At 72.0% G+C, this 22,850-nt stretch carries 18 protein-coding genes; 6 read left to right on the top strand and 12 right to left on the bottom strand.

What is annotated here, in order from left to right:
• Window positions 1-161: 161 nt before the first annotated feature.
• Complete coding sequence (locus ACZ7HT_RS05370) at window positions 162-824, bottom strand: deoxynucleoside kinase (RefSeq protein WP_471160018.1); 663 nt, start codon at window positions 822-824, stop codon at window positions 162-164.
• 334 nt (window positions 825-1,158) lie between these two features.
• Between ACZ7HT_RS05370 and ACZ7HT_RS05365 the strand changes: the two genes are divergently transcribed.
• Window positions 1,159-3,039: an alpha/beta hydrolase gene (locus tag ACZ7HT_RS05365; protein ID WP_471160015.1), complete on the top strand. Its 1,881-nt coding sequence runs from the start codon at window positions 1,159-1,161 to the stop codon at window positions 3,037-3,039.
• Window positions 3,040-3,058: 19 nt separating this feature from the next.
• Here the strand turns inward: ACZ7HT_RS05365 and ACZ7HT_RS05360 are convergent, their stop codons facing one another.
• From ACZ7HT_RS05360 to ACZ7HT_RS05350, 3 genes are all read right to left on the bottom strand, one after another.
• A complete protein-coding gene (locus tag ACZ7HT_RS05360) occupies window positions 3,059-3,784 on the bottom strand; it encodes a lysostaphin resistance A-like protein (protein ID WP_471160012.1) in 726 nt (241 codons plus the stop codon).
• On the bottom strand, window positions 3,784-3,966 hold the full coding sequence (locus ACZ7HT_RS05355) for a CsbD family protein (RefSeq protein ID WP_471160009.1): 183 nt from the start codon (window positions 3,964-3,966) through the stop codon (window positions 3,784-3,786). The genes ACZ7HT_RS05360 and ACZ7HT_RS05355 overlap by 1 nt, the downstream gene beginning before the upstream one ends.
• A gap of 99 nt (window positions 3,967-4,065) precedes the next feature.
• Window positions 4,066-5,565, bottom strand: a complete 1,500-nt coding sequence (locus tag ACZ7HT_RS05350; protein ID WP_471160006.1) for a DHA2 family efflux MFS transporter permease subunit — start codon at window positions 5,563-5,565, stop codon at window positions 4,066-4,068.
• A 232-nt stretch (window positions 5,566-5,797) separates the two neighbouring features.
• Here ACZ7HT_RS05350 and ACZ7HT_RS05345 point away from each other — a divergent pair, with 232 nt between their 5' ends.
• From ACZ7HT_RS05345 to ACZ7HT_RS05335, 3 genes are all read left to right on the top strand, one after another.
• A complete protein-coding gene (locus tag ACZ7HT_RS05345; protein ID WP_471160003.1) occupies window positions 5,798-5,971 on the top strand; it encodes a MerR family transcriptional regulator in 174 nt (57 codons plus the stop codon).
• Between the two features lie 98 nt (window positions 5,972-6,069).
• The gene (gene modA, locus ACZ7HT_RS05340; protein WP_471160000.1) at window positions 6,070-6,882 is read left to right on the top strand and encodes a molybdate ABC transporter substrate-binding protein; all 813 of its coding nucleotides are present in this window, start codon (window positions 6,070-6,072) and stop codon (window positions 6,880-6,882) included.
• Window positions 6,883-6,973: 91 nt separating this feature from the next.
• Window positions 6,974-8,917, top strand: coding sequence for an ABC transporter permease (locus ACZ7HT_RS05335; protein WP_471159997.1), 1,944 nt, complete (start codon window positions 6,974-6,976; stop codon window positions 8,915-8,917).
• A gap of 70 nt (window positions 8,918-8,987) precedes the next feature.
• Here ACZ7HT_RS05335 and ACZ7HT_RS05330 read toward each other — a convergent pair whose 3' ends face one another.
• Window positions 8,988-9,407 carry a TOBE domain-containing protein gene (locus ACZ7HT_RS05330; protein WP_471159994.1) on the bottom strand — a complete coding sequence of 140 codons (420 nt, stop codon included), beginning with the start codon at window positions 9,405-9,407 and terminating at the stop codon, window positions 8,988-8,990.
• 704 nt (window positions 9,408-10,111) lie between these two features.
• Here ACZ7HT_RS05330 and ACZ7HT_RS05325 point away from each other — a divergent pair.
• Window positions 10,112-10,720 carry a hypothetical protein gene (locus ACZ7HT_RS05325; RefSeq protein ID WP_471159992.1) on the top strand — a complete coding sequence of 203 codons (609 nt, stop codon included), beginning with the start codon at window positions 10,112-10,114 and terminating at the stop codon, window positions 10,718-10,720.
• A gap of 183 nt (window positions 10,721-10,903) precedes the next feature.
• Window positions 10,904-11,776, top strand: coding sequence for an alpha/beta fold hydrolase (locus tag ACZ7HT_RS05320; RefSeq protein ID WP_471160084.1), 873 nt, complete (start codon window positions 10,904-10,906; stop codon window positions 11,774-11,776).
• A 10-nt stretch (window positions 11,777-11,786) separates the two neighbouring features.
• On the opposite strand, the gene ACZ7HT_RS05315 is transcribed toward ACZ7HT_RS05320, so the two are convergent.
• From ACZ7HT_RS05315 to ACZ7HT_RS05285, 7 genes are all read right to left on the bottom strand, one after another.
• Entirely contained in the window at window positions 11,787-13,331 is a 1,545-nt protein-coding gene (locus ACZ7HT_RS05315) for an HD domain-containing phosphohydrolase (protein WP_471159989.1), read from the bottom strand.
• Window positions 13,332-13,358: 27 nt separating this feature from the next.
• Entirely contained in the window at window positions 13,359-14,045 is a 687-nt protein-coding gene (locus ACZ7HT_RS05310; RefSeq protein ID WP_471159986.1) for an HAD family hydrolase, read from the bottom strand.
• Between the two features lie 27 nt (window positions 14,046-14,072).
• Complete coding sequence (locus ACZ7HT_RS05305; protein ID WP_471159983.1) at window positions 14,073-17,111, bottom strand: alpha-mannosidase; 3,039 nt, start codon at window positions 17,109-17,111, stop codon at window positions 14,073-14,075.
• A 47-nt stretch (window positions 17,112-17,158) separates the two neighbouring features.
• Entirely contained in the window at window positions 17,159-18,910 is a 1,752-nt protein-coding gene (locus ACZ7HT_RS05300) for a glycoside hydrolase family 35 protein (protein WP_471159980.1), read from the bottom strand.
• A gap of 38 nt (window positions 18,911-18,948) precedes the next feature.
• Entirely contained in the window at window positions 18,949-20,931 is a 1,983-nt protein-coding gene (locus ACZ7HT_RS05295) for a glycoside hydrolase family 5 protein (RefSeq protein ID WP_471159977.1), read from the bottom strand.
• A 93-nt stretch (window positions 20,932-21,024) separates the two neighbouring features.
• On the bottom strand, window positions 21,025-21,870 hold the full coding sequence (locus tag ACZ7HT_RS05290; RefSeq protein WP_471159975.1) for a carbohydrate ABC transporter permease: 846 nt from the start codon (window positions 21,868-21,870) through the stop codon (window positions 21,025-21,027).
• Window positions 21,871-21,877: 7 nt separating this feature from the next.
• Entirely contained in the window at window positions 21,878-22,846 is a 969-nt protein-coding gene (locus tag ACZ7HT_RS05285) for a carbohydrate ABC transporter permease (protein ID WP_471159972.1), read from the bottom strand.
• Between the last annotated feature and the right edge of the window lie 4 nt (window positions 22,847-22,850).

The raw sequence follows: 22,850 nt of genomic DNA, 5'->3' as shown, positions 1-22,850 counted from the left end.
GTCACGCGTACCCTCCGGGCCGACCCGGCCGGGCTCACCGCCGCCGAGGCCGGTGGGGGGGGGGGGGGGGGGGGGGGGGGGGGGGGGGGGGGGAGGGGGGGCGGGGGGGGGGGGGGGGGGGGGGGGGGGGGGAACCCCCCCCCCCCCCCCCCCCGGCACTCTCAGGCGCGGGACCTGGCGGCGGCCAGCGCCTCCTTGACCTCCTGCGCGACGCGGGCCGCGTCGTCGGCGTTGTTCACCACGTCGGTGCGGTTCATGTCGATGACCAGGACCTCGCTGGCCGAGTAGTGCTTGTGCACCCAGTCGTCGTAGCCGGACCACAGCGTCCGGTAGTACTCCACGAGGGCCTCGTCCTGCTCGAAGTCACGGCCGCGCAGCCCGATGCGCTTCAGCACGGTCGCGAAGTCCGCCTTGAGGTAGACCATGAGGTCGGGCGCCTTGCGGTACGGCAGGGCGTCGATCTCGCGCATCATCTCGTTCAGCAGGCCCTCGTACACCTGCATCTCGAGGGAGCTGATGCGGCCCAGGTCGTGATTGACCTTGGCGAAGTACCAGTCCTCGTAGATCGACCGGTCGAGGACGTTGTCGCCCTGCTTGTACGCCTCCTTGATCGACGCGAACCGCGTCTGCAGGAAGTAGAGCTGGAGCAGGAAGGGGTAGCGCTTCGCCTGGATCTCCTCGGGGCTCGCCGTGTAGAAGAGCGGCAGGATCGGGTTGTCGTCCACGCTCTCGTAGAAGACGTCGCTGCCGAGCTCCTTCGCGAGCAGCTCGGCCACACTCGTCTTGCCGATCCCGATCATGCCTCCGACGCAGATCACCGACATACCTCACTTCTCCCTGGAGACTTCCGTTCGCGGGCGGGGACCGGGTTCCCCGCACCACTGTGACGCGTGGCGACGGCCACTCGATTCCCAGGGATCGTCATGATCAGTGTCACGTGGTCCGCCCGCCCCCTGAGGCCCGACCCGGACCGCCGTCCTCGGCGGGTCCGACCGGCCGCTTCGCGGGTGCCGCCCGGAGAGACGAGCCATCGCCTCCCGGCCGTCTTGAAGCATAGATGACGAGTCACCCCAGGTCGGCCGGACCTCGGTCGGTACGGAGGAGTCACCGGTGGCAGGCCGGGGCGGGCCTTGGAATCATGTGTCCCGGAGGACAGCCATGGCTCCTGATGCGCACAAGCCCGTGCCGGACGGCTCTCCGGACGGCTCTCCGGACGGCTCTCGGGACGACTCCCCGGACCGCGAGGAGGCCGACGGCACCGAGTCGAGCGAAGTCGCCGAGTCGGCCGACGACGCGGACTCGACCGAAACCACCGAGCCGGCCGACGGCGCAGAGTCGACCGGAGCCGCCGAGACCGCCGACGACGCAGAGTCGACCGGAACCACCGAGACCGCCGACGGCGCCGGAAAGCGACGTCGGTCGTTGCGGCTCACGCTCCCCGGCTGCTGGGGCGCGCTGCTCCTCGCCTGTCTCTCCTTCACCCCGTCGCTGCTGCCCCGCGGCGGCGTGCTCCAGGGGCTGATCTGCGGCATCAGCGCGGCCATCGGCTACGGGCTCGGCGTGATCGCGGCCTACGCGTGGCGCGCGTTCGCCGACCGGGAGACCCGAGAGCCCACGCGCAGGTCGTGGCAGGTTCTCCTCGTCAGCGCGCTCGTACTGTTCGGTCTGTCCTTCGGATTCGGCCAGTACTGGCAGCACGAGATCCGCCAACTCATGGGGGTCACCGACTACAGCGTCCTCGCCACCGTCGCCTGCCCCTTCATCGCCGCGCTCGTCTTCTCGCTCCTCCTGCTCGCGGGCCGCGGGCTGCGGCGCCTGTACCGGTGGCTCTCCCGTCTCCTCCGCCGCTGGATCGGGCCGCGCGCGGCCCGGGTGGTCGGCTGGGTCGTGGTGGCGGGCCTGGCGTGGTCGGTCGTCAGCGGCGTCCTGCTGACCGGTTTCGTGAACGCGGCGAACGAGGCGTTCTCGCTGCGCGACACCACGACGCCGGAAGGCATCCACCAGCCCACGTCCACGCTGCGGTCCGGCGGGCCCGGCTCGCTGGTGCCGTGGGACACGCTGGGCTACCAGGGCAGGGCCTTCGCCGGCAGCGGTCCGACCGCCCGGGACATCGCCGCCTTCACCCACCGCCCGGCCGAGGAGCCCGTCCGGGCCTACGCCGGGCTCCAGACCGCCGACGACACGGAAGCGCGCGCCGAGCGGGCCGTCGCCGACCTTCAGCGGGCCGGCGGTTTCGAGCGCGCGAACCTGCTGGTCATGACGACCACGGGAAGCGGCTGGGTCGATCCCGCCGCCGTGGACACGTTCGAGTACCTCGGCGACGGCGACTCCGCCACCGTGGCGATGCAGTACTCCTACCTGCCGTCGTGGCTCTCCTATCTCGTGGACCAGTCCAAGGCGCGCCAGGCCGGCCGGGAGCTCTTCGACGCGGTCTACGACGTCTGGTCGAAGCTGCCCCAGGACCAGCGTCCGCGGCTGTTCGTCGCCGGCGAGAGCCTGGGGTCGTTCGGCGGCGAGGCGGCGTTCAGCGGCGAGTACGACCTGCGCAACCGCACCGCCGGCACCCTGTTCGCCGGTCCGCCGAACTTCAACACCCTGTTCCGCGAGTTCAGCGACCACCGCGACGCGGGCAGTCCGGAGATCGAGCCCGTCTACAAGGAGGGGCGGACCGTACGGTTCACCGAGGACCCGACCATCGGAATCACCCCGACGGACAAGCCGTGGAACGGCACACGGGTGCTCTACCTCATGCACGCCTCCGACCCGATCGTCTGGTGGAGCCCGGCGCTGGCGTTCTCCGAACCCGACTGGATCGGCGAGGCGCCCGGCAGCGACGTGCTGGAAGGGATGGTCTGGATCCCCATCGTCACGTTCTGGCAGGTCACGGCAGACCTGCCCTTCTCGACGGGCGTGCCCGACGGCCACGGCCACACGTACAAGGCGGCGTACGTCGACGGCTGGAACTCCGTCATGCGGCCGTCGGGCTTCACGCCCCAGGACCTGGACCGGTTGAAGGACATCGTCCAGCCCGATCACTGAGCCCCGTACGCCCGAGTGATCATCGCAGCAGGAACCCGGCGACGTAGCCGAGCGCGTTGACCGCCCAGTGCAGGCCGATGGGTGCGAGGAGACTGCCGCTGCGGCGACGCAGCTCACAGAGCAGGACGCCCGCCGCGGCCGTGAAGAGCACCGCGCCCGTGATCGCGAGGACGGAGCCGAGTGCGCCGTGTCCGACGACCGTGGTCAGCGCGGGTTTCGCGGTCGCCAGGCCCAGGGACGGCAGGATGTGCCAGAGACCGAACAGGAGACTCGACACGGTCGTCGCCCAGACGACCCCACGGGCCCGGCACACCAGCCCGTAGAGCACCCCGCGGAAGGCGATCTCCTCCACCAGGACGGTGCCGACGGGGACGACCACGAGAACGCGCGCCGCCAGCTCGCCGCCCGTCATCCCGTCGTACCGCCGGTCCTCGAACAGCGAGCGGGTGTCCGGCAGCAGCGCTCCGACGGCGTACACGAGGCCGACGAGACCCACCAGGGCCAGCCCCCACTTCGCGCCGCGGGCCAAGGTCCCGGGCGCGAGACCCGCGTCCGCGAGGGTGCCTCCGGCCCAGCGGAGCACCCCGAGCAGCAACGCGCTGACCGCGACGGCCGTCAGCAGGCGGAGCGGGCCGGTCCAGCGGTGCAGCAGCAGATTGGCGGCGACGAGGACGACGACCACGAGGAGGACGGCCGGCCAGGTGCGGACTCCTGGTCTCCTGCTGCGAGCGCCCCCCTGTGTCATCAGTGGTCTCGTTTGAACGAGTCCCTGATGCCTTCGGCCCGGCGGCGAGCGCTGGTCACCTTCCCACGGATCTTGACCTTCATCTGGTCCGTCTTGCCCTCGGCCTCAAGGCGCTCGTGGCCGGTGATCTTGCCGGCGATCTCCTTGAGCCTGCCCTTGGCCCTGTCCACGGTGTCACCCATGTCCCGGGGTCCTTCCGTCGCGTCGGTCACCACCCTCCACGTTAGGTTCGGGCGCCCCGACGTGCTCGTCGGGGCGCCCGGCGCGGGCTCTCCGGGGCGTCAGCCGGCTGTCTTGGCGGTGTGGCTCTCCGTACTGCCGTCCGCGTCCTGCTCCTGTGCGGGCGTGGGCGGGGTGCGGACCAGCAGGGCGATCAGCACGGCCAGTCCGCCGAGGACGGCGCCGACGCCGAAGCCCCACCGGACGCCGGCGGCCAGGGAGCCGGTGGTGTCGGCTCCGTCGGCCGCTGCCGTCGCGGCGTGCGCCGACATGACGCTGATCATCAGGGCGGTACCGGCGGCGGCCGCGACCTGCTGGAGCGAGCCGAGGATGGCGGAGCCATGCGGGTAGAGGTGCGGCGGCAGTACGGACAGGCCGGAGGTGAAGATGGGAGTGAAGACGAACGCCATCCCCGCGCTCAGGGCCACGTGGAGCGCGAGCACCAGCCACGGCGAGGTCTGCTCGGCGGTGAGGGCGAACAGGGCGAGGCAGAGCGCGGTGAGTGCGGCTCCGGGTACGACCAGGCGCGGTGCGCCCAGTCGGTCGTAGAGCTTGCCGACCTGTGGTCCGAGCAGGCCCATGGTGAGGCCGCCGGGGATGAGGAGCAGCCCGGTCTGCAGTGAGCTCAGGCCGCACACCTCCTGCAGGTAGATCGGCAGCAGGATGAACGCGCCCATGAGGGCCATGAACGACAGGCACATCAGGGCGAGCGCCACGGAGAAGTGGCGGAAGGTCAGGGCGCGCAGGTCGAGGAGCGGTGTCGACGAGCGCTGCAGGGCCAGCTGTCGCCAGACGAAGAGGCCCACGAACACGGCGCCGACCAGGGTCGTGACCGACGGGGGCAGGGCCGCCTGCGCCGCGTTCCCCGCGCCGAGCCCGCTCAGGCCGTAGACGAGGGCGCCGAAGCCCGCTGCCGCCAGGGGGACGGACACCCAGTCGATCGGGCCGGCCTGCGGCTCGCCGATGTTGACCAGTTTGCGTCGGCCGAATATGGCCATGGCTCCGGCGATGGGCAGCACGGCGAGGAACAGCAGGCGCCATGGTCCCAGCTGGAGCAGCACGCCGGAGACCGCGGGGCCGAGGGCCGGTGCGACGGAGATGACGAGGGTGATGTTGCCCATGACGCGACCACGGTCGCTCGGCTGCACGAGGGTCATCAGTGTCGTCATGAGCAGCGGCATCATCACGGCCGTACCACTGGCCTGGATGACACGGGCGGCAAGGAGCACGGGGAAGGCGGGCGCGGCCGCGGCCAGCGCCGTGCCGGCGAGGAACAGCGCCATGGCGAGGCCGAAGGCGGTCCGGGTCGTCACGCGTTGGAGGAACCACCCCGTCACCGGGATGACGACGGCCATCGTGAGCATGAAGGACGTGGACAGCCAGCCCGCGGCGGCCGCGGTGACCTCGAACTCCCGCATGAGCCGCGGGATCGCGTTGACCATGATCGTCTCGTTGAGCAGGACGACGAACGTGGACAGCACGAGAATCCGCAGCACGGCGGTGACGCGGGCGGGCGAGTGGGCGGGCTGTGCGTCTGGTGCGAGCATGGCGCCTTCCGTCATGTGGGTCTCCTCCCGCACTGGGCAGGACACACCGGTAGACCCCGGCTCGGGGAACAACTCATCGGTGCTTCCCGATCCTGTCTGCGCCACCGCCGAAGCTCAACGGATTTTCCGAGGCGTGAGACTGCCCGGCGGGCCCGCTCGTCCCTTCCTCCAAGCCTCCTCGCATTCACCATGGAGACTCCGACGACTTTGTTGCAGATGAGCAAGATCGGGCCCTACGGTGTCGCATATGCAGTCCTACACCATCGGGCAGGCCGCACGGCTTCCGGGCGTGAGCCCGGACACCGCGCGGCGCTGGGCGGACGAGCTCACCCATGAGGCCGTGGAGGAACCGGGACTGGAAGTCGGCATGCAGGCCACCGCCCGCGTGAAGTCGACCAGTGTGCACATCGACCGCACCTGACCCCTCACGCAGTACCAGGAGATCTCGACCGTCGGCGCGGTCGGCCTCGCTCCACACCCTTCCGTTCTTCCGCTCTTCCTCAAGGAGTCCTGAGCCTCATGTCCTTCACCGTCACCAGACGCCGTGCCGCCGCTGCCGCACTCACCGCCGCCCTCCTCGTCCCGCTCGCGGCCTGCTCGTCGAACGACGACGCCGGCAAGGGCACCAGTGGCTCCACCGCCTCCGGCCCGGCGAGTGCCGCGCCGAAGGCGAACCTCACCGTCCTCGCCGCCGCGTCCCTGACGGACGTGTTCAAGACGGCCGGCGCCGCGTACGAGAAGTCCCACCCCGGCACGAAGCTCACCTTCTCCTTCGCCGGCTCGCAGGAGCTCGTCGCCCAGGTCTCGCAGGGTTCGCCCGCCGACGTCCTGGTCACCGCCGACACCAAGAGCATGGACAAGGTGAAGGCCGACGCCGGCGCCCCGGCGGTCATCGCGAAGAACCGGCTCGTGATCGCCACCGGCAAGGGCAACCCCTTCAAGGTCGACGAGCTGAAGGACCTCGCGGACACCAGGCTCAAGGTCGTCCTCGCCGCCCCCGAGGTGCCGGCCGGCAAGTACAGCGAGAAGGTCCTCGACGCCCAGAAGATCACCGTGAAGCCGGTCTCCCAGGAGCCCAACGTCCGCGCGGTGCTCAGCAAGGTCGAGCTCGGCGAGGCCGACGCCGGACTCGTCTACAAGACCGACGCCGAGAGCGCCAAGGACAAGGTCGACGCCGTGGAGATCCCGGACGCGCAGAACGCCGTCGCCTCGTACCCGGCCGCTACCCTGAAGGCTTCGAAGAACGCCGGGGCCGCCGCCGCCTTCGTCGCCTGGCTGTCCTCGCCCGAGGGCCAGAAGATCCTCCAGGACGCCGGCTTCCAGAAGCCGTAGCCGACCGGGGTCGCTCGGACCGCGCAGGGCTGCCCGTCACGGGGGGACGGGCAGCCCTCCGCCTCTTCTCCTCATGTCTTCGGGATCATCGATGAAACGATCAGGCGCACTCACCTCCGGCACGCGTCCGCCCCTCACCCTGGTACTGCCCGCGCTGGCGGCCGTGGCCTTCCTGGCCCTGCCCCTGCTCGGCATCCTCGTACGGACCGAGTGGAGCGCACTCGCGGACCACCTGAGCGCGCCGGGCACCGTCCAGGCGCTGAAGCTCTCGCTCCTGGTCTCCTTCTGGGCGCTCGGGCTCGCGCTGCTGCTCGGCGTGCCACTGGCGTGGCTGCTGGCCCGGGTGCCCTTCCGCGGCAAGGCGTTCGTCCGCTCGCTCGTCCTGCTGCCCATGGTGCTGCCGCCCACCGTCGGCGGCGTCGCCCTGCTCCTGGCCTTCGGGCGGCGCGGGCTCCTCGGACCGTGGCTGGAGGACACCTTCGGCATCACACTGCCCTTCCACACCTCCGGCGCTGTGCTCGCCGCGACCTTCGTGGCCATGCCCTTCCTCGTCATCAGCCTGGAGGGAGCGCTCGGCGGACTGCGTCTCCGTTACGAGGAGACCGCGGCCTCCCTCGGCGCCTCACCGGTCCGGGTCTTCTTCACCGTCACCCTGCCCATGGTGGCGCCCGGCGTCCTCGCCGGCGCGGCCCTCACCTGGGCGCGGGCGCTCGGCGAGTTCGGTGCCACCATCACCTTCGCCGGCAACCTGCCCGGCACCACCCAGACGCTGCCGCTCCAGGTCTACCTGCTGCTGCAGGACGAGCCCGAAGCCGCGACCTCTGTAGCCCTGCTGCTGCTCGCCATCGCCATGGCCGTACTGATCGCCCTGCGGGGACGGTGGACGGGCACACCGGCCGGCCGCGAGCGCCGCGCCGGACGCCAGACCGGTGCGGAACCGAGCCCCGCGGAGCCGACGGCCGACGTGACCCAGTCCCTTCCGCCCGCGCCCGCCGGCGGACGCTGGGCGCTCCGGGCCGAGGTCACGGGCTTCACCCGCCTCACCCTCGGTGCCGAGCCCGGCACCACCATCGCCGTCGTCGGCCCCAACGGCGCCGGCAAGACCACCCTGCTGCGGGCCCTCCTCGGCCTCACCCCCCGTGCCCAGGCCGAGCTCACCCTCGGCGGCACCGACGTCACCGCCCTGCCCCCGCACCGCCGGCGGGTCGCCTGGGTGCCGCAGGACGGCGCCCTCTTCCCGCACCTGACGGCCCTCGCCAACACGGCGTACGGTCTGCGCGCCCAAGGCGTGGCCCGTACGGAGGCCCGGCGGGAAGCCCAGGCCTGGCTCGACCGCCTCGGGGTCGGCCATCTCGCCCACCGCCGCCCCGGCCAGCTCTCCGGCGGCCAGGCCCAGCGGGTCGCCCTGGCCCGGGCGCTCGCCGCGCGGCCCCGGCTCCTCGTCCTCGACGAACCGCTCGCCGCGCTCGACCAGACCACCCGGGCGCACGTACGCCACACCCTGCGCACCCATCTCGCGAACTTCGGCGGCGTGTGCCTCATCGTCACGCACGACCCCGTCGAGGCCGTCTCGCTCGCCGACCGCGTCCTCGTCCTCGACGAGGGCCGCGCGCTCCAGGACGACACCCCCGCCGAGGTCACGCGCCATCCCCGCTCGCCGTGGGTGGCCCGGATGCTGGGCCGCAACGCCTGGCCGGGCACCGCCACCGCGGAGGGCCTCGCGCTCGACGCCGGGGGTGTCCTGGTCGCGACCGATCCGCCGGCGGTCGGCACCACGGCGCTCGCGATCGTCGCGCCCGAGGCGGTGTCGATCCACCGCGAGAAACCCGGCGGCAGCCCCCGTAACGTCTGGCCCGGCACCGTACGCGAGATCACCGCGAGCGGCAGCCGGCTGCGGGTGCTGATCACCTCCGCGAAGGCACCCGACCTCGTCGCCGAGATCACCCCGCAGGCCGCCGCCGAACTCGGCCTCGCGGACGGGGTGTCCGTCTGGACCAGCGTGAAGGCGACCGAGGCCACGGTCGTGGCCGTCTGATCAACCGCAACGAAGGTGAGGGCCGCGCTCCGTCCTGGAGCGCGGCCCTCGTGCACGACAGGGGTCTCGGTCAGGAGGCGGAGAGGGAGAGTTCGGTCGACTTGATCAGGGCGACGACCGCGCTCCCCGGGTTCAGGCCGAGGTCCTCGACCGCGTCCTTGGTGATGGCGGCGGTCAGTTCCCCGCCCTCGACGGAGACCTTCACGGACGCCATGGCGCCGCCGGTCGAGACCTCGGTGACGGAGCCGGCGAGCTGGTTGCGGATCGAGACGCCCTCGACCGGGGCGGTCGCGAGGGCGACCTCGGTGGCCTTCACGAGGGCCCTGACCGCGGAACCCTCGGCCAGCCCCAGGTCCTTGACGGCGTCGGCGGTGATCGCGGCGGTGATGTCCTGACCGCCGGCCAGGCGCACCTTCACGGACGCCATGGCCTCGCCCGTGGTGACGGCGGTGACGGTGCCGGGGAGCTGGTTGCGAATGGACAGGGTCATGGAGAACGCCTCGCAATGCCGGGAACGAGCGGTCGGTCGTCCCTTCCATCCTCGCGCCTTCGGACAGGGCCCGCCCGTCCCGGCAGCGGGGGGGACGCACGGATCGACTCGAACCGCATCCACAAGGCATCGACACGTCATAACCTCGCAGATGTGCGCTGCAACAGCCCGATCGACTCTTGGATGATCAACCGCACTCGGGGCACTGCCGACCGGATATTTCTGTGTCCAGATCCAATCGCCCCGGCGGTTGATCGACTGCTTGACTGACTCCCACCGGCCCCGTCGCGGAGGAGTGGCTCTCGCCGCGACGGAACTGCCGGCCAGGAGGTCCCTGCGTGCCGTGCGCGGTGCTCGGCACGCAGGGGGTCCTTCTTCACGGCACTGCGCTCGAACCGTCCCTTCGAGCGGCCCCCACCTCAACGGCAGCTTCCCCAGCGACGCCGCCGGCACCCCGGTCGGTGACGGAGACGCCGATCCGTCGTACTGGACGGCGGCCACCCACAGCGGGGGTTCGCCCTCGCAGGGCAGCTACTCCGACGTCTGGGCGCTCTGCCTGGACGTGCGCCACGGGCACAAGCGGTAGGCGCGGGCCCGGCCCCTGGGGCGAGTCGATTGGCCTTTCAACAACTCCGTGGTGTAGAAAGCTCCGTCGATCAATCATGATCACTTCACTGAGCACTCTCATTCGGGGGAATGGAAGAATGACCTCAACTCGCCGTGTCCTCAGCGCGATTGCGCTCCTCGCCGCCCTGGGCGGCGTCGCCGCCTGCGGGCCGGAGGACCCCACCGCCGAAGGCGTGACCGGTGGTTCCGGCAGCAGCGCCTCCCCGTCGGCCTCGCCGTCCAAGACGTCGGACTCCGGCGAGGCCGGAGACAGCCCGGCCGATGACGTCGACGGTGACGGCAAGGGCGGCGACTGCGGCAAGCCGCCGACCCTCCCGGCAGGGCACCTGAAGGTGAAGGTCGAGCTGATGCGCGACGCCGCCGGCTTCGAGGCCGCGGAGGCCAAGCCGCACTGCACGCCGAACGACTGGATCTACGGCGCCGACAAGGGGGACCCGACGAAGCACTACGTCCTCCCCAAGAGCGTCAAGGCGTTCCTGGCCCTGGCCGCCGGCCCGGGTCAGTGGAAGCAGGTCGACCACGAGCAGCTCGCGCTGCACGTCGACCGCTGCCTCGCCCAGGAGATCGGGGCTCCCACCGACTACCCCACGGTGGAGGCGCCCTACGGCTGCTTCGGCAACGTCTACGAGATCACGCTGAACGCCAAGGGCGAGGTGGACACGATGAAGGAGATCTGGAGCGTCTGACGCTCTCCGAACACCCGGCCGGAGTTCATGCGGCCGGGTGTTCCGCTGTTCCTACGTGGCCCTCACGCCGCTCAGGCGCCGCTCGGGCAGCGCACCCGTCCCGGATGGGCAGGTCTGCCGATGTGCCACCCCCGCCTCGCGGACGATGCTGATGCCCTGAGGCGAAGAAGGGGAGCGGTGGAGATGTCACTCATCGACGAGGACGCCGCCACCACGGCGGGTCCGATGGAGTACACCGAGGTCGACGGGGTGCGGATCGCCTACGAGGTGACGGGCGGGGGCGGTGTCCCGCTCGTGCTCGTGCACGGCAGCTGGGTGTCGCACCACGACTGGGACGCGGTCGTGCCGGGTCTGGCGTCGGGGTTCCGTGTCGTCACGTACGACCGCAGAGGGCACAGCGACAGTGCGGACAGCCCCGGCCAGGGCAGGTTCGCGCAGGACGTGGACGATCTCGCCGCGCTGATCGAGCGTCTCGGTCCGGGCCCCGCGTGGGTCGCGGGGAACTCCGCGGGCGCGTTCATCACGCTGCGGCTGGCCGCGGCCCGACCCGAGTCGCTGCGCGGGATCATCGTCCACGAACCGCCGCTGTGGTCCCTGCTCCCGGCGGGCAGCCCGGCGGAGGCCGCGGTCCGGGCCGTGGAGCGCGGGCCGCTGGCGCAGGTGGAGCGCCTGATCGCGACCGGAGACCCCGCGGGTGCGGCGGAGCTGTTCGTGGACGCGGTGGCGCTCGGTCCCGGCAGCTGGGCCGGGATGCCCGAGGCCATGCGGCGGACGCTCGTCGCGAACGCGTCGACGTACCTCGACGAGCTGCGTTCCCCCGACGCCTGGACCGTCGACGAGACCGCGCTGAGCCGGTACGAGGGGCCGGTACTGATCACCTCCGGTGACCGCAGTCCGGCGCTCTTCGAGCCGGTGCTGACACGGCTGTCGGAGGTGCTGCCGCGGGCCGAGCGGGTCGTCCTCCACGGCGCGGGCCACCTTCCGCAGGTGACGCATCCGGAGGCGTACGTGAAGGAGCTCATGGCGTTCACGGCACGGCAGCGCGCGGCCCCGTGACCTGGCCGGCTCACCCGCGCAGCAGGTCGTGTTCCATGGCGAAGAGCGCGGCGGCGGCGCGGGTGGAGTGGCCGATCTTGTCGTAGATGTGCTGGACGTGGTGCTCCGCGGTGCGGCGCGAGATGACGAGCCGACTCGCGATCTCCTTGTTGGACAGGCCGTGGGCGAGGAGCCGGATGACGTCGACCTCCCGCTCGGTCAGTCCGGCCGGCCTGCCCGGCCTGCCCCGCCCCGGTGACTGCCCCGCGGCGGCGACGACGGCCGCGACGCAGTCGGCGTCCAGGCGGCCGGCGGCGGCTTCCCGGGTCAGCAGGTCCGCCGCCTCGGCCGGACTGCGGGCGGGCCGGTGCGGGCGCTCCTGCGTGGCGCCCTGGAACGTGTCCGCGGCGGCGAGCAGCCGGGCCGCCAGGGGAAGTGCGGACCTGCCGAGTCCGTGGTGGTAGCCGCTGCCGTCCAGGCGCTCGTGGTGGAGGCCCGCGGTGCGCCCCAGCGGTTCGAGCACCGGCGAGCAGGCCATGATCCGCTCGGTGTGGTACGGGTGGAGGCGGATCTGCTCGCGGTCGCGCCGGGTCAGGGGCGCGGTCTTGTCCCAGATGCCGCTCGGGACGCCGACGCGGCCCAGGTCGTGCAGGAGCGCGGCCACCCGCAGGTCCTCGACGGCGCGGTCGGACAGGCCCAGCGTCCGGGCCGCCCGGTCGGCCAGCTCGGCCACCCCGGCCGAATGCCCCAGGGTGTACGGGGCCTTGAGGTCGATCATGTCCGCGAAGGCCCGCGCCACCCGCTCCAACTCCTCGCGGGCGACGTACCGGACGGGCGACGGCTCGGCCTCCAGGACGGCCGCCCACGGGTCCCCGGCGTCGATCTCCGCGAGCAGCCCGGCGCCACGGCGCCGGAAGACCTCGGCGACCGACGGGTCGAACCAGCCCCCGGCACGCCGCTCCACCATGGCGAGGGCCGCGTCAGGCCCGCCCGCGCGGTGGAACACCACGGCCTGGGTGGCGACTTCGGCGACCCGCGCCGCCGGCGCGATCTCCTCCTTCGCCAGCCGCTGCGGGGCGCCTCTCCCGTCCCACCGCTCGAACTGCTGGTAGAGGCAGTCCTCCACTCCCTGCCCCAGGCCCAGGCGTCGTGCGAGCAGCGAAGCGGCTTCGCAGATGGACTGGAGGACCATCCTTCCGTGCCGCAGGTCGCCCGCCGCACCCCGCGCGATCAGGAGGGGCCTGCGCAGTCCCGTCCCCCGCCCCGTAGCGAGCGTCAGCGCCAGCATCTCGTCGGCGCGGCCGAAGTCCGCCGGTTCGGCCGCCGACCGTGACACGCGTTCGTCGCCCCCGTGCAGACGGGCCTCGACGGACGCGGTGGCGGTGCACCCGAGATGCCTGAGCAGTGAGGCGAGGTACACGTCCCGTACCTGCTCCTCGGGCAACGGGAGCGCCCTCGCGAGTCCGGTCGCGAGCAGGCAGGAGCGGACCGCCTTCTCCGGCGGCTGCCCCATTCCCAGATCGGTGGCAACCGACAGGGCGGCCAGCAGGTCGGCCAGACGAAGCGGGTCCCGCATCGGTACTCCTCAGCCCCGGGCCCAGGATCATTTTCCCACCGCCCCCGGATGCACGCCCCGCGAAGCGACGAGCCGCCGGAGCAGGGCGAGGTCCACGTCCAGGAGGCTGCGCGCGACCGTCCGGCGCGGGGCGGGCGCGATGGCGGTGTGCGAGGGGATCGCCAGGACCGTGCAGCCGGCTGCCTCCGCCGAGGCGACGCCGGTCGGGGTGTCCTCCACGGCGACGCTCGCCGCCGCAGGGACGCCGAGCGCGGCCAGGGCCGCCCGGTAGGGGTCGGGGAACGGCTTCGTGCGCGGGGTCTCGCCCTCGGCGACCGAGGTGGTGAACCACCGCCGTCCGAGGGCGTCGAGGACGGTGTCCACGACCGGTCGCGGTGAGGCGGAGACCAGGGCGGCCGGGACGCCCGCGGCGCCGAGGGCCGTGAGGAGTTCCACGGCCCCCGGCATGGGGACGAGCTCCCGGCGTACGAGCTCCGTGAAGCGCCGTTCGAGGGACTCGCCGAGCCGGGCCCGATCGGCCCGCCCGGCGGACCGGGCGGCGAGGTGGGCGGCGCCGTCGTCGATCGCGCGGCCGAGGACGAAGGCGAGGTCCTCGTCCGTGAGGACGATGCCGATCCCGAGGGCCTCCTCCTCGACCGTCCGCAGCCAGAGCCGCTCGGTGTCGACGAGTGTGCCGTCCATGTCGAAGAGGACGGCGCGCAGTGCGGTGTTCAAGGAGGCTCCCGGGGTCTTGTGACGTCCTCAGCTGTCGGATCGGCGCGCGATCCTGAGCGTGCGGATCTCGAAGGGGCGGAGGGTGAGGTGCGGTCCCGTGCCCTCCGGGGTGTCCGGCCGGACGGGCACGGCGCCGTCCACGGGACGTTCCAGGAGGTCCGTCTCGGTGACGGTCTCCCACGGGAAGGCGAGGGACAGTGCGGTCCGGGCGCGTCCGCCGTGGGCCTCGTAGAGGCGGACCACGACGTCGCCGGACCGGTCGTCGGCGAGCTTGACCGCCTCGACGACGACGGCGTCGTCGGTGGCGACCAGCGGTGTCACCGCCGCCGCGCCGGGGACGGCCCGCTCGGGCAGGTTGACGTCGTAGCCCTCGCGCACGGCGGCCACGACGTCGGCCCCGATCACGAGGCCGTACCGCAGCCGGTGCCGGCCCTGGTCGGCGTCCGGGTCGGGGAAGCGCGGTGCCCGGAGCAGCGAGAGGCGCACGGTCGTCGTGGTGCCGCCGTCGGGGCGGACGTCGCGGGTGACGTCGTGGCCGTACGTGGAGTCGTTGACGAGGGCGGCGCCCCAGTCGTTCTCGCCGACGTGCAGATAGCGGTGGGCGCAGATCTCGAACTTGGCGGCGTCCCAGCTGGTGTTGGTGTGGGTGGGGCGCTTCACATGGCCGAAGGGGATCTCCGCCGTGGAGTGATCGGCGCGCACGTCCAGCGGGAAGGCGGCCTTGAGGAGCTTCTCCTTCTCGTGCCAGTCGATCTCGGTGTCGACGTCGAGCCGCCGGGAGCCCCCGCGCAGCGAGAGGAGCTGGTCGATCCGGGAGTCGCCGAACGTCCGGACGACGCGGACGCCACCGGGCTCGGCGCGCACCTCGTCGGCCCCGGTGAGGTCGCGGACGGTGTTGCGGTAGAACTCGTCGATGTCCCAGGCGTCGTACTCGTTGGGGAAGTCCTGGTGCAGCTGGAGCAGGTTGGCCGCCGCGCCGGGGGCGACGGCCTCCCGGCCGGTCTCCAGGTCGACCGCCGAGACGACCAGGCCGCGGCCGTCGATCCCGATCCGTACGAGCCCGTTGTCGAGGGTGAAGCCGTCGCCGGACGGCACCGGCCCGACCGCCGCCTCGGCGGGTGCGGTACGGACGGCCGCGCCGAGCGCGGGGAGGTCGCCGCGGGCGTACGGGGAGGCGTTGAAGACGACGGTCCGGTCGCCCGCGCCGGCCAGCGCGCGCTGCGCCGAGGCGACGATCCCCTCCAGTTCGGTGAGGACCTCGGTGTAGGTCCGCTCGGCCTCGCGGTGCACCCAGGCGATCGAGGAGCCGGGCAGGATGTCGTGGAACTGGTGCAGGAGGACCGTCTTCCAGAGCCGGTCGAGCTGCTCGTACGGATAGGGGAGGCCCGTGCGGACGGCCGCGGTGGCCGACCAGAGTTCCGCCTCGCGCAGCAGGTGCTCGCTGCGCCGGTTGCCCTGCTTGGTGCGCAGCTGGCTGGTGAGCGTGCCGCGGTGGAACTCCAGGTAGAGCTCGCCGACCCACACGGGGGCGTCGGGATATTCGGCCTCGGCGCGCGCGAAGAAGTCCGCGGGCCGCTCGACGACCACCCGGGGTGAACCCTCCAGGTCGCCCAGACGTGCCGCGCGGCCGAGCATCTCGCGGGTGGGGCCTCCCCCGCCGTCGCCGTACCCGAAGGGCAGGAGTGAGCTGTCGGCCGCTCCCTTGTCCTGGAAGTTGCCGACCGCGTGGGCGAGTTCGGCGCCGGTGATCTCGGCGTTGTACGTGTCGACGGGTGGGAAGTGGCTGAAGATCCGGGTGCCGTCGAGCCCCTCCCAGCGGAAGGTGTGGTGGGGGAACTTGTTGGTCGTGTTCCACGAGATCTTCTGGGTGAGGAACCAGCGCACGCCGGCCAGTCTCATCAGCTGCGGCATGGCCGCGTTGTAGCCGAAGGTGTCGGGCAGCCACATCTCCCGGGTCTCGACGCCGAACTCGTCGAGGTAGAAGCGCTTGCCGTGGATCAGCTGCCGGGCGAACGCCTCGCCTCCGGTGATGTTGGTGTCGGGTTCCACCCAGAGGCTGCCGACCGGGAGGAACTGGCCGGTCTTCGCCTTCTCCTGGACGCGGGCGTACACCTCGGGTCGCCGCTCCTTGAGCCAGGCCAGTTGCTGGGCCTGGGACATGGCGAAACGGAAGTCCGGGTGCTCGTCCATGAGCTGGGTGACGTTGGACAGCGTCCTGGCGACCTTGCGGACGGTCTCGCGCAGCGGCCACAGCCAGGCGGAGTCGATGTGGGCGTGGCCGACGGCGGAGACGCGGTGGGCGCTGGGTGCGGCCGGGGACTCCAGGGCGGGGCGCAGCACCTCGCGGGCGGCGGGCGCGCTGCCGGAGACGTCCTGGAGGTCGACGGCGTCCAGGGCCCGTTCGATGGTCTGGAGGAGTTGCCAGCGGCGGGGGTCGGCTTCGGGGAGGGCGTGCATCAGGCCGCCGAGGACGTCCAGGTCCTGGGCGAGTTCCCAGACCTGGGTGTCGAAGACGGCGAGGTCCGCGCGGAGCAGCCGGTACAGGGGGTCTCCGGCGTCTCCGCTTCCGGTGATCCAGGAGGGCACGCTGCCGAGCGCGGTCGGCTCGTGGCTGTCGCAGAGGGCCGGATTGGCGGCGGCCTCGACGGCGTACGCGACCTCCTCTCTCCCTCGGACCGGATCGGCGACCGGGATCCAGCTGTTGCGGGGGTTGAGCGCCTTCAGGACGGTGCCGTCGGGCCGGTACACCAGGCCCTCGGTGGAGAAGCCGGCGCCCGTGACGTCGAAACCGAGGTCGAGGACGGCTTCGACGCGCTGCCCGGCCCACTCCTCGGGGACCCGGCCGGTGATCCTGAACCAGCTCGTCGACCAGGGCGGTCCCCAGCGGTGTCCGACCTGGACCGGGCGGTACGGCGCCGCAAGCCCGGCGGCGACCGGCACCGGCTCGCCGGGGACGTCCCAGATCTCGACGTGGAGCGGGACGGTCCGGGCGTGTACGGCGGGCCGGATCCGCTCCTTGAGCACCCGCTTGAGGCGCTGCTCGATGAGACGTCGCTTGCTGTGCATGGGGCTCTCCGCGCGGGTGTCGGTGGGTGCCGGACAGAACGGGGGTGTCAGTCCTCTGCGGGTCCGAGGTGGGGCCGGTCCCGCAGTTCGACCGTTCGGGTGGCGGTGGCATGGAGTTCGAGGACGGTGATCTCGTTGCGGCCGGGGCGCAGGACCGGGGCGGGGACGTACAGGGTGGTCTGGGGGCCCCGGGACCAGTAGCGGCCGAGGGCGAACCCGTTGACCCAAGCATGTCCCTTGGTCCAGCCGTCGAGGGCGAGGTAGCCGTCGGCCGGGTGGGCGAGTTCGAAGGAGCCTTGGTGGAAGGCCGGGCCGACGAGGGTGCGGACGCGTTCGTCCAGACCGTCGAGGCTCTCGATGCTGTCGAGCGGGAGCGGGCTGCTGCTCCAGTCGGCGAGCTCCTCGCCGTTGACGGTGACCCGGCCGAGCAGGCCCTTGCGGTCGTGGATGCCGGGACCGTAGTTGACCCGGCCCTGGTTCTCCACCAGGACCGTGAGGCGGGCGCCCGGCCTGGGCGCGAGGAAGGCGAGGGTGTGCTCGTGGTTCTCCCGTTCCAGTACGCCGACGGGCTGACCGTCGACGAAGACCTGGGCCCGGTCGCGTACCTCCCCCACCCGCAGCACGGTCGCCCCGGCGGTCGGCAGCTCCGCCTCGTACCGCACGAACCCGAAGGACTGCCCGAGCTGTTCCATGGTCAGCGGGCGGTCGGCGCGGACGGGCCGCCCGAAGAGGCGGGTCTGGTCGAGCAGGCCGGCGGACGCGTCGAGCGCGACGGCGGCCGGGGCGAGCTTCCGGCCGGGCGCCGGGACCGGCTCGTCAGGCACGGGGGCGTGGCGGGCGATGACCTCGCGGAAGGCCTCGTACTTGGGGGTCGGGTCGCCGGCCTCGTCGAGGAGGGCGTCGTAGTCGTAGGAGGTCACGGTGGGGCGGTAGGTGCCCTTGTCGTTGGCTCCGCTGGTGCGGCCGAAGTTGGTGCCGCCGTGGAGCATGTAGATGTTGACGGAGGCCCCGGCGGCGAGCAGCCGGTCCAGGTCGGCCGCCGCGTCGGCGGGGTCGCGGGTGGTGTGGGCGGCGCCCCAGCGGTCGAACCAGCCGATCCAGAACTCCGAGCACATCAGGGGGCCGGTCGGCTGGAGCCGGCGCAGTGCCGCCAGGCCGGCTTCGACGCGGCTGCCGAGGTTCACGGTGCGCAGGACCCCGTCGAGGCCGCCGCGGGCGAGGTCGGTGGGCTGGTCGCAGGTGAAGAGCGGTACGTCGACACCGTGGGTGCGGAGGAGGCCGGCGAGGTCCGCGAGGTAGCCGGGGTCGTCGCCGTACGCGCCGTACTCGTTCTCCAGCTGCACGGCGATGACCGGCCCCCCGGCGGTGGACAGGTGGGGCTTCAGGGGTGGGAGGAGGGCGGCGAGGTAGCCGTCGACGGCGGCCAGGAAGCGGGGGTCGCGGCTGCGCAGGGCGATGCCGTCCTCGGCGAGCAGCCAGGAGGGCAGACCGCCGCCCTCCCATTCGGCGCAGATGTACGGGCCGGGGCGGAGCAGCACGTGAAGGCCCTCGGCGGCGGCCAGATCGAGGAAGCGGGGCAGGTCGAGACCTCCGTCCAGCCGGAACTCACCCGGCCGGGGGGCGTGGAGGTTCCAGGGGACGTAGGTCTCGACCGTGTTCAGGCCGAGCAGGCGTGCCTTGTGGAGCCGGTCGGCCCACTGGTCCGGGTGGACGCGGAAGTAGTGCAGTCCGCCCGAGATGACGCGGAACGGCCGGTCGTCGAGACGGAATCCGTCGTCGGCGATCTCCAGTCGGGGCATGCCGGGGTGCTCCTAGGTGTGGGTGCGGAAGGAGGTGATCAGGCGAGCGGGCGGCAGAGCAGGGCGTCGGGGACGCCGTAGTGCAGCCACTTCCAAGTGAAGGCGACGCCGGACACGTACTCGTCGTCGGCGCACTGGCCCTTGTAGTAGCCGGGGGCCCAGTCGCTGGAGTTCGAGCCTCCGGTGGCGGGGCGGTTGTCGCCGTGGTCGAACCAGAGGACGCGGCCGGCGGTGGGCAGGGAGGCCGCCGCCGGGGCGCACAGGAGGGCGGCCATGGAGTTGCCGTTCACGCTGTAGCCGACGGCGAAGGTGCGGTCGGGGCACTGGAGCTTGTTGTAGCCGCTCGCCCAGTCGCCGCCCGTGACGTACCGCTCGTCGGTGACGACGGTCCAGGCGCCGGTGCCCTTCGCCGGCTGTCCGGCGTCGGTGCACAGGCCGCGGCTGTCGCTGCGGCCGAGGCCGACGAGGCGCTGGGTGTCGGGGCAGTTGCCCTTGCGGTTGCCGGGTGACCAGTCCGGCTTGGCCAGCATGGTGGCGGAGACGTCGTAGTCGGCGTAGTCGAGGTTGAGCATGTTCCAGCGCGGGGCCGGGGCGATCTGCCCGGTCCTGGCGGGCGCGGCGACGAGCTTGTTCCAGTCGGTGGCGCGCCAGTCGCCGGTGTCCATGAGGCCGAGCCGTGTGCCGTCGGTGCTGTAGTTGACCATGGCCCAGTTGTCCTGCGGCTTGCCGGTCGCGTCGGTCCAGCCGACGAGCGGCCAGATGGCGAAGTCGGTGTCGTTGTTCACCAGGATGTCGGTGAAGCGGCGGAACCAGTCGCGTTCCTTGGCGTTCGGCTCTCCGCGGCCGGAGGCGCCGAACTCGCTGATCCAGACGGGGGCGGTGAAGTGCTGGCCGGACCGGGTGACGAACAGGGCCTGGTCGTCGACGACCTTGACGAGTTCCTCGGGGGTGAGGTCCTGGTAGCGGGGGTCGTGGGTCTCGCCCGTGCCGGTGGCGCCGGTGTGGTTGGGGCCGGTGTAGGCGTAGAAGTGCGCCGAGTAGACCAGCTTGTCGGAGCGGATCAGGGTGTTGGAGAGGGTGGCGACCGGGGTGAGCGTCGGGCGGCTGTGGCTGGTCAGGTCGGTGGGGATGCCCTGCCAGTTGATGCCCTCCATGATGATCAGGAGGTCCGGGGCGGCCTGGAGGATCTCGTTCCCGGCCTGTTCGAGCGCCTTGTTCAGGTCGTGGTCGTCGCCCCAGCCCCAGTTGGCGTCGTTCCAGGTGTCGCGGCGGACCTCGTTGCGCAGGTCGGCGCCGACGACGCGCTTGTTGTCCCGGTAGCGCTTGGCGAGGAAGACCCAGTCGTCGATCCACTGCCGGGTGGACTGGCCGCTGTTCCAGCGCTCGTTGCCGTCCAGGCCGCAGCAGAAGCGGTAGCTGGTGGTGTGGTTGTTGAGGACGACGGCGAAGCCGTCGTCGGTGAGGGCCTGGATGACGGCGTCCATGACCTGGAGGGGGGTCTTGCCCTTGAGCTGGGGGTTGGCGGCCACCGCCGCGTCGGGGACGGTGGTCGTGTCGTGCACGAGGGCGTTGGCGAACGGCAGCCGGATGCTGTTCAGTCCCAGGGCGTGGAAGTCGGCGAGGATCTGGTCGACCGGCTTGCGGTCCAGGCCGAGGGGGATGTTGTTCGACTTCTGGTCCGCCTGGTGGTTCGCGGGGTCGTCGACGTCGCCGCTGCCCTCCCAGGTGCCCTGCGCCCCGGCCCAGTTGCCGGACTTGAGCTTGAAACGGTTGCCGGCGGCGTCGACGACGTAACGGCCCCGGGTGGAGAGTGGTCCGGTCCAGGAGGCGGCGAGCTGGTCGGCCGTCGCCGCGACGGGAGTGGGGGCGGTGGCGGTCTCCGGGGCGGCCGCGGCGCCCGGGACGGCGGCGGCGAGGAGCGCCGCGGTGGCGAGGAGTGCGGGCAGGCCGCGTACGGCGGAGCGGGCGGGTCGGGCGGTCGGGGCGGTTCTGTTCCTACTGGCTGTTCTGGCCGTTCGCATGAGGTGTCCCTCCGTTGGAGTGGGGTGAGGGAGTGCGGGTGGTGCGGCCCCGGACCGGGGTCCGGGGAGACTGGTGAACCGGGCCGGGTGCGGTCAGCCCTTGAGGCCGCTGGTGGCGATGCCCTCGACGATGTAGCGCTGGGCTACGAGGAACATGACGACCAGCGGCGTGATGGTGACGACGGCGCCGGCGAACAGGCCGGGCAGGTTGATGGTCTGCGAGGTGAGGAAGGTGGACAGCGCGATCTGCGCGGTCCAGGCGGACGGGTCCTGGCCGATGACCAGCGGCCACAGGAAGGAGTTCCAGCTGTCGATGAAGGACAGCGCGCCGAGCGAGGCCAGCATCGCTCCTGAGCTCGGCAGGGCGATCCGGCCGTACAGGCCCAGCCAGCCGAGGCCGTCGAGTCGTCCGGCGTCCTCGATCTCGCTCGGGAACTGCAGGTAGAAATTACGGAACAGCAGCACCGCGAACGGATTGAAGAGGCCGGGCACGACGATGCCCCAGAGGGTGTTGACGCCGCCCATGGAGCCGACCACGACGAACGTCGGCACGAAGGTGACGGAGCCGGGGATCATCAGCGTGGCCACCACCAGGGCGAGCACCACACCGCGTCCCGGGACGGGGATCCGCGCGAGGGCGTAGCCGGCGGCGGAGGCGAGGAGCGTGGACACGGGCGCGGTGACGGCGGCGATGAGCAGCGAGTTGCCGAGGGCGGGGCCCATGGAGACGGCGGGGTCGTCGAAGAGGGCGGTGAAGTTCTCGAAGTGCATCGTCGAGGGCCACCACGTCCACTCGGGCGCCGTCAGGCTCCGGGAGTCCATGAGGGCGTTGCGGAGCAGCAGGTAGAAGGGCGCGAGGAAGGCCGCGGTGAGCAGGCCGACGAGGAGGCCGCGGGCGCCGAGGCGCGCGGCGCGGGACAGGCCGGGCAGGGTGGTCATGCGCTTCTCATTCTCCGCTCCTGCCGAAGCCGGTGAACCGTCCCTGGATCAGGGTCACTCCGACGATGAGGGCGGTGAGCACGAAGGCTCCGGCGGATCCGAGGCCGTAGTTCTGGCTGCCCATGGCGGTGTTGTAGAGGTGGATCAGCGGGGTCTGGACGGGGGCCGTTCCGGTGCCGGACTGCCCGCTGTTGAAGAGGTTGTAGAACTCGTCGAAGGCCTGGAAGGCGGCGATGAACAGCAGCATGAGGACGGCGACGGAGGTGTTGCGCAGCATGGGGAGGGTGATGCCGGTGAGGAGTCGCCGGCCCGTGGCGCCGTCGAGTGCGGCGGCCTCGTACAGCTCCTTGGGGATGGCCTGGAGCCCGGCGAGGAAGAGCACCATGTAGAAGCCGACCTGGAGCCACAGGCGCAGTGTGACGAGGACGATCCAGTAGAGCGGTGGCGAGGTGGACTGGAGCCAGGCCACCGGTTCCGCGCCGAACCAGCCGCCGATCATGTTGGCGATGCCCGCCGGGAGGCCGTTGAACAGGCTCATCTTCCACAGCAGTGAGGCGGCGACGTACGAGACGGCCGCCGGGATGAGGAAGGTGGTACGGAACAGGGCCCGGCCGCGGCGGATCCGGTGCACCAGGAGCGCGAGCCCCAGGGAGACGGCGTAGGTGACCGGCACGATGAAGGCGGTGAAGACGAGGATCTGGATCAGCGACTCGCGGAAGGCCTGGTCGGACAGGAGGGTGCGGTAGTTGTCGAGTCCGACCCAGTGGCCGAGGGCGATGGTGCCGCGCGCGTCGCTGAGGCTGAGCAGGAGACTCCAGCCGATCGCGACGTACTTGAAGATGCCGAGCCCGATGAGCACGGGTGCGGTGAGGAGCACGAACGCGGTCCGGGCGGTCCGGGCGGCGCCGCGCGGGGTGACCGCGGGGCGCCCGGTGCTCTCGGGCTTCATCGTGGTGGAGGTGGCCGAGGCGTTCATCGGT

Source organism: Streptomyces sp. NPDC037410, from assembly GCF_055602235.1.
This window is presented reverse-complemented; position numbering and strand designations above follow the sequence as displayed.

What these genes read in the sequence shown, in the direction of transcription:
- ACZ7HT_RS05370 (WP_471160018.1), bottom strand. Translation starts at nt 824, where the DNA reads ATGTCGGTGATCTGCGTCGGAGGCATGATCGGGATCGGCAAGACGAGT.
- ACZ7HT_RS05355 (WP_471160009.1), bottom strand. Translation starts at nt 3,966, where the DNA reads ATGGGTGACACCGTGGACAGGGCCAAGGGCAGGCTCAAGGAGATCGCC.
- ACZ7HT_RS05295 (WP_471159977.1), bottom strand. Translation starts at nt 20,931, where the DNA reads ATGCGAACGGCCAGAACAGCCAGTAGGAACAGAACCGCCCCGACCGCC.
- ACZ7HT_RS05365 (WP_471160015.1), top strand. Translation starts at nt 1,159, where the DNA reads ATGGCTCCTGATGCGCACAAGCCCGTGCCGGACGGCTCTCCGGACGGC.
- ACZ7HT_RS05300 (WP_471159980.1), bottom strand. Translation starts at nt 18,910, where the DNA reads ATGCCCCGACTGGAGATCGCCGACGACGGATTCCGTCTCGACGACCGG.
- modA (WP_471160000.1), top strand. Translation starts at nt 6,070, where the DNA reads ATGTCCTTCACCGTCACCAGACGCCGTGCCGCCGCTGCCGCACTCACC.
- ACZ7HT_RS05320 (WP_471160084.1), top strand. Translation starts at nt 10,904, where the DNA reads ATGTCACTCATCGACGAGGACGCCGCCACCACGGCGGGTCCGATGGAG.
- ACZ7HT_RS05335 (WP_471159997.1), top strand. Translation starts at nt 6,974, where the DNA reads ATGAAACGATCAGGCGCACTCACCTCCGGCACGCGTCCGCCCCTCACC.
- ACZ7HT_RS05290 (WP_471159975.1), bottom strand. Translation starts at nt 21,870, where the DNA reads ATGACCACCCTGCCCGGCCTGTCCCGCGCCGCGCGCCTCGGCGCCCGC.
- ACZ7HT_RS05360 (WP_471160012.1), bottom strand. Translation starts at nt 3,784, where the DNA reads ATGACACAGGGGGGCGCTCGCAGCAGGAGACCAGGAGTCCGCACCTGG.
- ACZ7HT_RS05345 (WP_471160003.1), top strand. Translation starts at nt 5,798, where the DNA reads ATGCAGTCCTACACCATCGGGCAGGCCGCACGGCTTCCGGGCGTGAGC.
- ACZ7HT_RS05325 (WP_471159992.1), top strand. Translation starts at nt 10,112, where the DNA reads ATGACCTCAACTCGCCGTGTCCTCAGCGCGATTGCGCTCCTCGCCGCC.
- ACZ7HT_RS05285 (WP_471159972.1), bottom strand. Translation starts at nt 22,846, where the DNA reads ATGAACGCCTCGGCCACCTCCACCACGATGAAGCCCGAGAGCACCGGG.
- ACZ7HT_RS05315 (WP_471159989.1), bottom strand. Translation starts at nt 13,331, where the DNA reads ATGCGGGACCCGCTTCGTCTGGCCGACCTGCTGGCCGCCCTGTCGGTT.
- ACZ7HT_RS05305 (WP_471159983.1), bottom strand. Translation starts at nt 17,111, where the DNA reads ATGCACAGCAAGCGACGTCTCATCGAGCAGCGCCTCAAGCGGGTGCTC.
- ACZ7HT_RS05350 (WP_471160006.1), bottom strand. Translation starts at nt 5,565, where the DNA reads ATGACGGAAGGCGCCATGCTCGCACCAGACGCACAGCCCGCCCACTCG.
- ACZ7HT_RS05330 (WP_471159994.1), bottom strand. Translation starts at nt 9,407, where the DNA reads ATGACCCTGTCCATTCGCAACCAGCTCCCCGGCACCGTCACCGCCGTC.